Source organism: Streptomyces sp. NPDC049954 (assembly GCF_040656295.1).
Classification (GTDB): Bacteria; Actinomycetota; Actinomycetes; order Streptomycetales; family Streptomycetaceae; genus Streptomyces.
On sequence record NZ_JBFALS010000005.1, the window covers coordinates 372,207 to 384,324 of the forward strand.

10 protein-coding genes and 1 riboswitch are annotated in these 12,118 nt (G+C 74.7%); of the genes, 2 read left to right on the forward strand and 8 right to left on the reverse strand.

Going from position 1 to position 12,118, the window contains the following annotated elements; translation table 11 throughout:
• The first annotated feature begins 109 nt into the window (after window positions 1–109).
• Window positions 110–1,369: a glycosyltransferase 87 family protein gene (locus tag AB0J21_RS13575; protein ID WP_363146055.1), complete on the forward strand. Its 1,260-nt coding sequence runs from the start codon at window positions 110–112 to the stop codon at window positions 1,367–1,369.
• A 15-nt stretch (window positions 1,370–1,384) separates the two neighbouring features.
• On the opposite strand, the gene AB0J21_RS13580 is transcribed toward AB0J21_RS13575, so the two are convergent.
• From AB0J21_RS13580 to AB0J21_RS13605, 6 genes are all read right to left on the reverse strand, one after another.
• Complete coding sequence (locus AB0J21_RS13580; RefSeq protein WP_363146056.1) at window positions 1,385–1,882, reverse strand: hypothetical protein; 498 nt, start codon at window positions 1,880–1,882, stop codon at window positions 1,385–1,387.
• Between the two features lie 104 nt (window positions 1,883–1,986).
• A complete protein-coding gene (locus AB0J21_RS13585; protein ID WP_363146057.1) occupies window positions 1,987–3,237 on the reverse strand; it encodes a hypothetical protein in 1,251 nt (416 codons plus the stop codon).
• Between the two features lie 41 nt (window positions 3,238–3,278).
• Entirely contained in the window at window positions 3,279–4,310 is a 1,032-nt protein-coding gene (locus tag AB0J21_RS13590; protein ID WP_363146058.1) for an NlpC/P60 family protein, read from the reverse strand.
• A 399-nt stretch (window positions 4,311–4,709) separates the two neighbouring features.
• Window positions 4,710–5,786: an NlpC/P60 family protein gene (locus AB0J21_RS13595; protein WP_363146059.1), complete on the reverse strand. Its 1,077-nt coding sequence runs from the start codon at window positions 5,784–5,786 to the stop codon at window positions 4,710–4,712.
• Between the two features lie 548 nt (window positions 5,787–6,334).
• A complete protein-coding gene (locus tag AB0J21_RS13600) occupies window positions 6,335–7,624 on the reverse strand; it encodes an NYN domain-containing protein (protein WP_363146249.1) in 1,290 nt (429 codons plus the stop codon).
• A 332-nt stretch (window positions 7,625–7,956) separates the two neighbouring features.
• Window positions 7,957–8,196: a hypothetical protein gene (locus AB0J21_RS13605; protein ID WP_363146060.1), complete on the reverse strand. Its 240-nt coding sequence runs from the start codon at window positions 8,194–8,196 to the stop codon at window positions 7,957–7,959.
• A gap of 404 nt (window positions 8,197–8,600) precedes the next feature.
• On the opposite strand from AB0J21_RS13605, the gene AB0J21_RS13610 reads away from it, so the two are divergent.
• The gene (locus tag AB0J21_RS13610; protein ID WP_363146061.1) at window positions 8,601–8,882 is read left to right on the forward strand and encodes an Lrp/AsnC ligand binding domain-containing protein; all 282 of its coding nucleotides are present in this window, start codon (window positions 8,601–8,603) and stop codon (window positions 8,880–8,882) included.
• 116 nt (window positions 8,883–8,998) lie between these two features.
• Here the strand turns inward: AB0J21_RS13610 and AB0J21_RS13615 are convergent, their stop codons facing one another.
• Complete coding sequence (locus tag AB0J21_RS13615) at window positions 8,999–10,360, reverse strand: aminotransferase class V-fold PLP-dependent enzyme (protein WP_363146062.1); 1,362 nt, start codon at window positions 10,358–10,360, stop codon at window positions 8,999–9,001.
• Between the two features lie 200 nt (window positions 10,361–10,560).
• Window positions 10,561–10,678, reverse strand: a riboswitch (SAM riboswitch).
• A 277-nt stretch (window positions 10,679–10,955) separates the two neighbouring features.
• A complete protein-coding gene (trpD, locus tag AB0J21_RS13620) occupies window positions 10,956–12,020 on the reverse strand; it encodes an anthranilate phosphoribosyltransferase (RefSeq protein ID WP_363146063.1) in 1,065 nt (354 codons plus the stop codon).
• Window positions 12,021–12,118: the final 98 nt, after the last annotated feature.

Here is a 12,118-nt window from a genome sequence, read left to right on the forward strand (position 1 = left end):
AACCGGGACACAGCGCCCGCGCCGATGGCCCCGCCACGGGCCTTGCGGGCATAGTGGCCGCTCCAGTGGGACGAGCGGCCCGGCAGGGACCCGACACGACGAGGTGGGCATGGCGGACGCGAGGCGCCCGGGAGCGACGACGGCGGCGGTCCTGCTGGGCTGGGCGGCGACCAGAGCGCTCCTGATGCTGTGCGTGACGAAGGTGATCACGCCCCCCACGCTCGACGTGACGACCGACGTGTCGGTGATCTACCAGAACTGGGCCTCGGTCCTGGGCACCGGCGTGTTCCCGCACGACGACGTGACGTGGCAGTACCCGCCGGGCGCCGCCCTCGCGATCCTGGCGCCCCGGCTGCTGCCCCCGCTCGGCTACGCGGACGCCTTCTTCGTCGTGGCGCTGCTGTGCGACGCGCTCGTCCTGGGGCTCCTGCTGTACGCCTCCCGCCGGGGCGCCCGCCGTACGGCGGGCGTGTGGGTGTGGGTCGTGGGCGTCCCGCTGCTGGGCCCGACGGTGTACGCGCGCTACGACGTGATGGTGACGGCCGTCGCGGTGGCCGCGCTGCTCGCGGGCGCCGCCCGGCCCCGGCTGATGGGCGCGCTGTCGGCCTTCGGCGCGGTCGTCAAGGTGTGGCCGGTGCTCGCCCTGCTCGGCACCCCGCGCCGTTCGCCGACCCGCCGGGCGTGGGCGGCGGCGGCCCTCACGGCGGCGCTGCTGCTCGCGGTGTTCGGCCTGACGATGCCGGGGAGCCTGTCCTTCCTGACCGCGCAGCGCGACCGGGGCACCGAGGTCGAGTCGCTGGGCGCGCTGGTGTTCCACGTGGCGCGGCAGTTCGGCTGGTCGGGCGTGGTGCAGTACCACTACGGCTCGATGGAGTTCCTCGGCAGCCACGTCGCGCTCGTCAGCACCCTCGCGCAGGTCCTGTCCCTGATGGCGCTCGGCTGGCTCGTGCTGTGGCGGCTGCGGGCCCGCGTGTGGACCTCGACGACGGTCGCCGACGCGGCCTTCGCGGGGCTCCTGCTGTTCACGACGACGAGCAGGGTCATCAGCCCCCAGTACCTGGTGTGGCTCGTGGGGCTCGGCGCGGTGTGCCTGCTGTACCGCGCGAGCCGTATGGCGCTCCCGGTCGCGCTGGTCCTGTGCGCGACGGTCCTGACGTATCTGGAGTTCCCGGTCTACTTCGCGGAGGTCGTGGCGAGCGAACCGGCGGGCCTCGCCCTGCTGCTCGCGCGCAACGGCCTGCTCGTGGCGGCGAGCCTGCTGGCCTGCCGCACGCTGTGGCGGCAGACCGTGACCGAGGCCCCGGCGGGCGAGCCCGTGGCCGCCCCCTCGGACGCCGGGCGGACGGCGGCGGCGGCCAGCTCCGCGTGACCCGCCCCGGCCGGGTCAGCCCCGCCCCGGGAACGCGGCGCGCGGTCCCCGGCCACGGACGAGGAAGGCCGCCACGACCAGCGGCAGCGCGCACACGGCCTGCGTCGCGGCGTACCAGGCGGGGCACACCCCGGGGATCAGGTCGACGCCGACGATCGCGACCGGCATGACGGCGGTCAGGGTGCGTACCCGTTCGTAGCCCCGTCGCACCCCTTGCGCGGCGCGGGCGGCCGGCCGGCGGATCACCGGGGCCAGGGCGAGCAGGACGGCCCCCCGCACCCACATGAAGAGGCTCACCGGGTGGCCGCCGCACACCAGGACGGCCAAGGTCACGAGGACGAGGGCACACAGCACGCCGTAGAGCCCGGCGCACGTGCGCACCGCGTCGAAGGCCCTCCGCGTACCGGCGTCCTGTGCCTTCAGTGTGTCGTGGTCGCGGTGCGCCGTCGCGGCCGGAATGTTCCCGGCCGTCCCCGTCCCCGTCCCGGCCCCGGTGGTCTCGGTGTTCGCCATCTCTCTTCTCCTCCGTCTCGTCGTGGTGTCGACGCTAGGGAGGGCGCGGGCAGTGGGGTACGGGCCTGGGCCCACGGGCCGGTGGGCCCAGGCCCACCCGGTACTCAGGCCAGCTGCTCCCGCAGATAGGCCTGCCAGCGCTTCGTGAACCGGGCGGTGTCCAGCCCGAGGACCTTGTGCAGGGCGGCGTCCACGGCGCTCTCGCGCCCGTCGTGCCCGCCGACCGCGCGGTAGAAGTCGCGCAGCGCCGCCTCGCCCCACTGCTCGGCGATCATGCGGCAGGCCAGCCAGCCGCTCTCGTAGGCGCGGGCGAGGCGGTCGGGGTCGGTCGCGAAGCCGAACGCCCCGTCCTCGGGCAGCGCGCGCGGCAGCCGCCCGGCGTGGACCTCCTTGGCGAGTTCGGGGGCGACCTCGGCGGGTGTGCGGCCGGTGCCCCGGTAGCCGCTCCAGTCGGCGAAGCCCTCGGAGAGCCACAGCGGGGTCGCCGAGGAGGTCGAGGAGCGCGTCGCCACGTGGGTGGCCTCGTGGGTGAGGACGAACTGCGCGCCGAAGGAGCCGAGTTCACCGAAGGCCGCGGGGTTGACGGTGACCCGGTCGGCGGGCACCCGCGCGGCGCCGCCGAGTTCCCCGGTGGTGACGGCGGCGATGCCCCGGTAGTCGTCGGGGCTCGCCCCGAGCAGGGCGGCCATCCGGTCCAGGGAGCGCGGCACCACGACGACCAGCCGTCCGGGCCAGCCGCCGGTCCAGGCGCGGCGTACGGCCGGCACGGCCCTGTCGGCGAGGGCCGCGAACTCCCGCAGCCGCTCGCGGCTCTGCCCCACGCCCAGGACGATCGAGGAACGCCCGTCCACGACGCTCACCTCGCCCTGCTCCCACAGCTGCGGCGGGGACTTCGGCGCGGGCCCCTCCGACTCGACGTACCAGCGCTCCCCGCGCAGTCCGAGGCTCAGCGCGCGTCCCACGGTGACCGGGGCGGCGTCGAAGCCGCGCAGCCGGTAACTCAGTTCGGCGCGGGCCGAGGCGGTGCGGCCGGTGCGTTCCAGCGAGACCAGGCGGTACGACCAGGAGCCGAACGGGAGGTCGTCGAGGTGCTCGAACGCGGTGCGCTCGCGGCCGCGTACGGCGCTGCCGCGCGGGTCGGCGGTCGCGAGCCAGCCCTGCTCGTCCTTGTCGAGCACGGCCCGCGCACGGCGCTCCAGGAGGGCGCGTACGGCCTGTTCGGCCCGGTGCTGCCGGTCCGCTCCCGGTTGCGGCGGCGCGCAGCCGGCCGTGCCGAGGAGCAGGGCCGCGGCGAGTGCCGCCAGGGGCCCGCGCCGTCGCACGAGCGGGAGTCTCTCGGGTGTCCGACCTGCCACCCGCCGAGAATACGGGCGCCGGGCGGCGCGCCGCCCTCCGGTCAGGGCCGGGTGACGGAGGAGACGGGCATCATGCCGACCGGATCGCGGCGGACCGGCGCCCCGGGGTAGGGCGCGTGGATGACCTGTCCGCCGCCGACGTACATCCCGATGTGGCTCGCGTCGGCCCGGTAGGCCACGAGGTCGCCGGGGCGTGCCTGGGACAGCGGGACCTGTCGCCCGGCGTGCGCCTGCGCCTGCGAGGTGCGGGGCAGCCCGACCCCCGCCTGCCCCCAGGCCCACTGCACGAGCCCCGAGCAGTCGAAGGAGGACGGCCCGCTGGCGCCCCACACGTACGGGCTGCCGAGGGCGCGCTGTGCGGCGGCCACGGCGGCCGCCGCCCGGCCGGAGGCGACGGCGTCCGCGCCCGGCAGGTCCGCGCGGCCCGGGGAGCCCGCCCGCGAACCGCGCCGGAAGTCCTCGCGCTGCCGCTCGGTCAGCGAGCCGAGCAGCCGCCTGGCCGCGCCGAGTCTCGCCTCCACGGTGCGCTTGTGGCGGGCCACGTCCGTGCGGCTGCGCTCCAGCGCGGCGAGGGTGCGCCGCGCCTCCGCGCGGTCCTGGGCCAGCACGCGCCGCGCCTGTTCCAGGGCGGTGAGCTGTCCGGAGCGCACCTCTCCGACCCGTTCGAGCAGCGCGGCCCCGGCCAGGTAGCCGTCCGGGTCGGCGGAGAGCAGGAGGGCCACGGTGGGGTCGATGCCGCCCGCGCGGTACTGCGCGGTGGCGAGTGAACCAAGCACGCCGCGCATCGTGTTGACCCGCTCCTGGGCGCGGGCGACGGCGTCCGCCGTGGAGTTGACCCGGGTCCGCAGCCGCCCGGCGCGTTCCTCGGCCTCGTTGTAGGCCTCGGTGGCCTGTTCGGCCTCGGTGAGGAGCCGGTCGACCCCGGCGCGGGCGGTCTCCCGGGTGGGGGTGGGCTCAGCGCTCGCGGGGCTCGCGGCGAGCGCGGCCGCGGTGGCCGCGACCGCGGTGGTCAGCGCGGTGACGCGGGCGCTGCGGTCGGGGCCGGAGGAGGCGGGACGACGATGGGACGCCACGGCGGTCGGTCGCCTTTCGCTACGGACCCCGGCGGGCGCCGGGGAATGCGAACCGACAGTAGCGGCCCGGCTACGCTCCGTCCAAAGACCTCAGGGGGCGCCACCTCCGCGGCCCGGACCGTGGGCAGCCGCCATGCCGCAGGTCACGGGCACACAGCGGGGCCGGCGGGGGCGTCCGCGATTCCCCCGATCGGGCGGGGGTGAGACCGGGCGCGCCCCAGGGACACGGCCGGGCTGGGCACTTGACCCCGACAGCCCCCTCGCGCTTTTTGCGTGCGAGCGCGCCCCCGCACGCGACGCGGTCCCGGACACGCCGGAGGCCCGGGCGCGCGACGGTGCGTCGCACGCCCGGGCCTCCCGCGGCCGGGCACCGCCCGGCGAGGACTCCTCGGCCCGGCCTCAGATACGGACGCCGAACTGGAAGGGCATGTTGCCGATCGCCTCGTAGCGCACGACCGTGCCGGTGCGCGGGGCGTGCAGCACCTGGCCGTTGCCCGCGTAGAGGCCGACGTGGTGCTGGTCGCCGTAGAAGATCACGAGGTCGCCGACCTGGAGCTGGCTCTGCGAGTAGATCCGCTGGCCGGCGTTGGCCTGGGCCTCCGAGGTGCGCGGGATGGTCGCCCCGGCCTGCGCGTAGGCCCAGGAGGTGAGGCCCGAGCAGTCGTAGGCGCTGGGACCGGTGGCGCCGTATTGGTACGGCAGGCCGATCTTGGACTGCGCGGCGGCGAAGGCGGCGCCCGCGAGGCCGGAGCCCTTGCCCACGTTGGCGGAGGAACCGGTCGAGGTGGAGCCGCCCGCGGTGGAACCGCCCGTGGTCTGGAGGGCGGCGCGCTCGCTCGCCCTGCTGGCCCGCTCCTGGTCCGCGGCCATCTTGGCCCGCTCGGCGGCCGTGAGGCTGTTGAGGAGCTTGCGGGCCTCGGAGAGCTTCGACTGGACCTCGGCCTTCTTCTTGCCGAGCTGCTCGCGGGTGTCGGCTAGGTCGGCGAGCTTCTCGGCGGCCTCCTTGCGCTGCTGCGCGAGCACCCGCTGCTTCTCCTGGACCTTCTTCAGCGTGTCGGCCTGCCGGTCGCTGATCTGGTCGAGGGCGCCCGCCTGCTGGAGGAAGTCGTCCGGGTCGGAGGAGAGGAACAACTGGACGGTGGGGTCGATGCCGCCGGAGCGGTACTGGGCGGCGGCGACGGCGCCGAGCGCGTCGCGCTGCTCGTTCAGCTGGTCCTGGCCGCGGGCCACCTTGTCCTGGAGGTTGTCGACCTCCCGCTCCAGCTTCTCCTGCTTCTCCTTGGCCCCGTTGAACTTCTCGGTCGCCTGCTCGGCTTCCTCGTACAGCTTGTCGACCTTGGCCTTGACCTCGGTCTTGGTGGGCTTGGGATCAGCTTGCGCGGCCTGCGAGGTGAAGGCCACGGCGGCGGCCGCGGTGACGGTGAGCACGGTCACACGGGCGCGGCTCGGCTGCTTGGGTCGACGGTGGGACGCCACGAAGGCGAGCTCCTTCTTCCTTCAGCCGCCTACCGAGACACCGGTCGGCGGTGCCCCCCGCCGTCACCCCGGATGGGTGATCAACCGAGCGAAGGTTCGGGCTGACATTAGTGACCTTCCTGTGATCAGTTCAAATCCTCACCGGCAAAAACCTCGTGCTCACGGGTTTCTTTACCCCGCAAGGCACCACCAGTGACGGTGAACTGACCGTGCGTCGCATCGCGAAGGCACCAATGGGCACACACCGCACTCCGGTTACAGATGGTACGGACAGAACTCCTGCGACAATACGGGCACATGTGTTCCTCGCATATGCGTACGGGCTTTACCGGGCGCGGCGGACCGGTGCGCCGAACGCGATCGCCCACGCGACCGGCTGCACCCAGCCGCGGATCATGCGGCCCGGGAATCCGTGGAGAGCAGCCCGGGCGCGGGCATTCGGGCACGAGCATCCCGGGCCCAGGCATTCCGCGCGCAGGCACCCCGGGCCCAGGCATTCCGGACACAAGGCCGCGACCGGGGGCGGCCCGGCCGGCGGAAGCGGCGCCTCAGGCCCGTGAGAGCCGCTTCAGGAGCATCGCGGAGGCCACCGGGCGGGCGCCCGCCTTGGCGACGCCGTCGGCCACCTCGCGGTCCGTGGAGACGACCACGACGGGACGGCCGGGCGGCTCGGCGCGCACGAGCTGACGGATCAGTTCGTCGGCGGTGACCCCGGCCTTGCTGAACAGCACCCGGACGCCGCGCGGCGGGGCGAGCAGCACGGGGGCCGCGAGTTCCGCCCCGTCGAAGACGCAGGTGACCTCCGCGCCGCTCTGGGCGGCGAGTTGGGACAGCCCGCCGAGCAGCCGCAGCCGCTGCTTCTCCAGCGGCATCGTCGGATAGCCGGTCTTGGTCACGTTGTAGCCGTCGACCACGAGGTGGGCCTGCGGCAGGTCGAGCAACTGGTCCAGGATCGCCGGATCGTGCTCGGACAGCGCGCGGGCCGCGATGTCCTTGGGCGTCATCCGTCCCGGCTCGTCCGCCTCGACGGTCTCGGCGGGCCGCACCGAGACGGGCGGCAGGGCGAGTTCGCGGCGCAGCCCGGAGGCGGCGTCGAGCACGGTGTCCAGCAGCAGGCGCAGCCGCATGTCCTCGACGCTGCGGCCTTCCCTGGCCGCCCGCCGGCTCGCCTCCAGAGCCGCCTCGACCTCGGCGAGCCGCGCCCGTACCCGGCGGGTCTCGCTCTCGGCGGCGCTCACCTGGGCCTGCCCCGCCGTACGCGTCGACTCGGCCTCGGCGGTGACCTTGCGCAGCGCCGCCTCCCCGCGCTTGACGTCGCTCAGCGCGGACCGCAGCTTGCGGTGCAGGGCGTCGGACTCCCGGCGGGCCGTGTCGAGTTCGGCGCGCAGCCGTTCGCTGTCGTGCCTGCCGCGCTCCTTGGCCTCGGCCAGTTCGGCGCGCAGGCGTTCCAGTTCGTCGCGGGTCGCGTCGTCGATCCGCTCGGCGTCGGCCCGCTGGGCCTCCTCGCCGGCCGCCGCGACGAGCTTGACCCAGCCGGGCGGGCGCAGCACGTAGGCCGCCGCCGCGACGTCGAGCGGGTCCGCGGCGGGCGGCGGGGCGCCGCACTCCAGGGCCTCGCACACCTCGGGCTGGGCACCGCGCAGCCCGAGCGCGATGCGCTGGCGGAAGGCGGGGTCGCTCTCCACGGCCGCGGCCATGGCGTTGCCCGCGAACTTGGCCCTGCGGGACGGGGTGAAGCGGGCGTACTGCCGTAGTGAGGCGGGCAGTTCGGACACCGTGAGCCCGCCGAAGGCGGCCGACACGATGGCCACGACCCGCCGCCTGACCCCTTCGGGCAGCGGTCCTTCGAGCGGCTCGGCCCCGCCGTCGGCAGCCCGGGCACCTTCGCCGGGAAGCTCACCGCCCGGTGCGGCCCCGGTCCGCCCGTCCGGCGGCCCGGCTTCGGTCCGCCCCTCGGCAGGTCCGGCCTCGGCACGCTCCCCGGAGTCCGCCGCGGGACGGTTCGTCCCGGCGGAGTCCGGGGCACGACTGTCCCGTCCGTCCGGCGGCACGGCGGCCTCGGGCTGCCGCTCACCGGCGGCCCCGGGGGGCGCCCCGGCGGTTTCGGCGTCGCCCGTGGCGTTCGCTTCCTCCACCCTTCGTCACCCCATCTCGCCGTGCGGGCCGGCCCTCAGGAGGCCGGGCCCGGCCTGTCCACCAGTTCCACCTGGTCCACCGCGTTGCACCAGCGGCAGCGGACCGACTCGATGGTCTCATCGACCACTTCACGCTCCTCCACCTGCGGCGCCCCGGCGAGGTCGAGATGTACGTACTCGACGACCTTCGACGAACGGGTCACGTCGAAGCGCGTGAGGTTGCCGCACAGCGTGCAGCGCCAGCGCGTCGTGTCCGTCGGAAGGGAAACCGTCATCGTGCCCGTCGCTTTCTTCGCAGTGGTACCAGTCCTCATTGCCCGTAACCCTACGGCCTGACGTACCGGACGCGAGCCGGGATACCCGGCGGCGCGGTGGCACGCCCCGTTCCGCACGCAAGGTCATGATATGTCCATGATCCCTTTCCGGGACGACGGGAAGCGGCCCGCGCGGACCGCCCACCCGGTCCGGGTACCCCGTCAATGCGGACCGACCGCCCCGAGCGGCCCGGCCCCGGCGTACGACGGCGGGGACCGCCTCGCGTCCGCCGGGACCCGCGTCGCGCACCCCGGCACCTCGCGGTCCGGCGGGCCTTCTCGCCGGGCTTCCTGCCCGCGTGAGCCCGGATCGGGCGCATTAAGGTGGCAGCATCAGCCAGGGCCACCGAAGGGGACAGCCAGCCGTGATCACCGCGATCGTGCTCATCAAGACCAGCGTCGACCGGATTCCGGAGATCGCCGAGTCGATCGCCGGCATGGACAGCGTGAGCGAGGTCTTCTCCGTCACCGGTTCCTACGACCTGATCGCGATGGTGCGGGTGGCCCGGCACGAGGACCTCGCCGAGATCATTCCCGGGCGCATCAGCCGGGTGCCCGGCGTCGTCGAGACGGACACCCACGTCGCCTTCCGCACCTACTCGCAGCACGACCTCGAAGCGGCCTTCGCGATCGGCCTCGACTCCTGAGCCGCCGCGCCCGCCGGTGGCGGCCCGCCCGGCCGCTCCCGCACCGCCCGCAGACCTGAGCCCCCGGCGCGCGCCGGGGGCTCAGGTGTACGCGGCCGGGGCCCCGCCGATCCGGCTCAGACGGCCGGGACGCAGCGCCCGCCCTCGGTGCGGTAGCTCCACCGCGCCCCGTCGGCCACCAGCTCGCGGACGGCGCCGAGGAACCGCTCGACGTGCTCGTCGGGGGTGCCCGCGCCGAAACTGACCCTGATCGCGTTGAGCGACTGCTCCCCCGCCGCGCCCTCGGGGGCCCCGCACTCGCCGGGCGCCTCGGCCGTGGAGCCGAGCAGGGTGCGCACCAGGGGGTGGGCGCAGAACAGTCCGTCGCGCACCCCGATGCCGTACTCGGCGGAGAGCGCGGCGGCGAAGTGCGAGCTGTTCCAGCCCGAGACGACGAAGGACAGCACGCCGACCCGTTCGGCGGCCTCGCCGAAGAGGGACAGCACGGTGACACCGGGAACGTCCGCGAGCCCGGTGCGCACCCGCTCCACGAGCTGCCTCTCACGGGCGACGAGGCTGTCGAACCCGGCCTCCGTGAGCGCCTTGCAGGCCGAGGCGATCGCGTAGGCGCCGATGACGTTGGGCGAACCGGCCTCGTGGCGGGCCGCGCCGCCGTGCCACACGACGTCGACCCCTCCGTCCTCGCGCCGGCTCACCGAACGGCTGGCGCCGCCCCCCGCGAGGTACGGCTCCGCCTCCTCCAGCCAGTCGGAGCGGCCGGCCAGCACACCGGAACCGAAGGGCGCGTACAGCTTGTGTCCGGAGAAAGCGACCCAGTCGACGTCCAACTCCTGTACGGAGACGGGGTGGTGGGGGGCGAGCTGCGCGGCGTCCAGCACGATCCGGGCGCCGTGCGCGTGGGCGACTGCGGCCAGTTCGCGCACCGGCCAGATCTCCCCCGTCACATTGGAGGCGCCGGTGACGCACACCAGGGCGGGCCCGTGGGGTTCCCGCGCGGCCAGGGCGCGCTCCAGGGTGTCGACGGCCTCGGCCGGGCTGCGCGGGGCGTCGAGGTGGGTGACCTCGGCGTTGCGCCAGGGCAGCAGCGAGGCGTGGTGCTCGGTCTCGAAGACGAACACCTGGCACCCGGCGGGCAGGCAGGCGGCGAGCAGGTTCAGCGAGTCGGTGGTGGAGCGGGTGAAGAGCAGTTCGTCGCTCTCCCGGCAGTCGAGGAACTCGGCGACCTCCACCCGGGCCTTCTCGAACAGGTCGGTGGAGAGCTGCGAGAGGTACCCGGCACCCCGGTGCACGCTGCCGTAGTACGGGGCGTAGGCGGCGACGTCGTCCCACACCCGCTGGAGGGCGGGGGCGCTCGCGGCGTAGTCGAGGGCGGCGTACTCGACCTCGCCGCCGGTCACCAGCGGGACGCGGACATCCCGCCCGAGCACGGACAGAGGCTGACAAACGGTCTGGGCGGCGGCAGCGGTGGAGACAGTCACGGCGAAACTCCCGGGGCGAAGGGACCCACGGACACGGACGCACGGGCCCGTGGGGCGAAGATGAGGAGGAGGTGCGGGGACGGGGCGCTCGGCCCTACCGCATTCGCTTGCTCACGAGACTGCTCCCTCGACGACCAGGACCCCTGGTGTCGAGCCCGGCGGGGGATTCACAGAGAAACGCCCCGGAACGGGCGCGGAGGGGTCCGCGCTTGCCGCAGACCTCGCTGCCTGCGGCCTGGTCTTCACCCGGGGCACCCCGCCACGGACGGAGGGTTGCCGGACAGCGGGCCGGGGCCGTAGTCGCTGTCACTCATGACCTGCCCGGCATCCTGCCATATCGCCTGCGGCGGGCACAGGGGGGTCCGCCATGCGGACGAAGGACTGTCCTCAAACGCCGGACGGGCTGGTGGTGGCCCCGCCCTCTTCACCGGCACCCACCCCCCGGACAGACGCACAACTCAAGCCCGTCCGGCGCCTGAGGACACCCCCGAAGGCGAAGGAAACGCCCCGGACACCGCACCGACCACCACCCCAGCCCGTCCGGCGTTTGAGGACACCGCCGAAGGCGGATCAGGCCCCCGCCCGCCCCGCCGGCTCAGGCGTTGGTGGCCGTGACCCAGCGGTCGAGCGCCCCCGCCGCCGCGCCCGAGTCGAGGGACTCCGCCGCGCGCGCCATCTGGGCGGCGATCTGTTCGGTGAGCGGGGCCCGCGTCGGGTGGAGGGCGACCAGCGCCGCCGCCGAGTTCAGCAGCACCGCGTCCCGCACGGGCCCGCGTTCCCCCGCGAACAGGCGCCGCGCGACATCCGCGTTGTACGAGGCGTCGCCGCCGCGCAGCGCCTCCACCGGGGCGAGGGCGAGGCCCACCTCGCGCGGGTCGAAGGCCTCCTCGCGCACCTGCCCGTCCCGCACCACCCAGACCCGGGAGGTCGCGGTGATGGTCAGCTCGTCGAGGCCGTCGTCGCCCCGGAACACGAGCGCCGAGGAGCCGCGCGCGGCGAGCACCCCCGCCATGATGGGCGCCATCCGGGCGTCCGCGACACCGGTGGCCTGGGCCGCGACCCGGGCCGGGTTGGTGAGCGGGCCGAGGAAGTTGAAGGTCGTGCGGATGCCCAGCTCACGGCGGGCCGGCGCCACGTGGCGCAGCGCGGGGTGGAACTTGACCGCGAAGCAGAAGGTGATCCCGGCCTCCTCGGCGACCTCGACGACCCGCTGCGGGCTCAGGTCCAGGTTGACGCCGAGCTTCTCCAGGACGTCGGAGGCCCCGGAGGCGGAGGAGGAGGCGCGGTTGCCGTGCTTGACCACCTTCGCTCCGGTGCCGGCCACGACGACGGCCGACATGGTCGAGATGTTGACGGTCTTCGCGCCGTCCCCGCCGGTGCCGACGATGTCGACGCTGGGCCCGGGCACCTCGATGGTGCGGGCGTGCGCGTACATCGCCTCGACGATGCCGCTGATCTCCTCGACCGTCTCGCCCTTGGCGCGCAGCGCCACGGCGAAGCCCGCGATCTGCGCGTCGGTGGCCTCGCCGCGCATGATGCGGTCCATCGCCCACGCCGTGTGCGCGGCGGACTGGTCCTCGCCCGCGAGCAGCCCGTCCAGGACCTGGGGCCAGGAAGTGACCGCCGCGGTGTCGCCTCCGACGGGGTGCACAGCGCTCATGGTCGCTCCTGGTGGGTCGTGTGGGTACGGCTTCTGCCAGGGGGTCCGGCGGATCAGGCCGGGTCGCGACGCCTGGCACGGGCCTGGCACGGCGCCCC

What these genes read in the sequence shown, in the direction of transcription:
- AB0J21_RS13575 (WP_363146055.1), top strand. Translation starts at nt 110, where the DNA reads ATGGCGGACGCGAGGCGCCCGGGAGCGACGACGGCGGCGGTCCTGCTG.
- AB0J21_RS13580 (WP_363146056.1), bottom strand. Translation starts at nt 1,882, where the DNA reads ATGGCGAACACCGAGACCACCGGGGCCGGGACGGGGACGGGGACGGCC.
- AB0J21_RS13605 (WP_363146060.1), bottom strand. Translation starts at nt 8,196, where the DNA reads ATGACGGTTTCCCTTCCGACGGACACGACGCGCTGGCGCTGCACGCTG.
- trpD (WP_363146063.1), bottom strand. Translation starts at nt 12,020, where the DNA reads ATGAGCGCTGTGCACCCCGTCGGAGGCGACACCGCGGCGGTCACTTCC.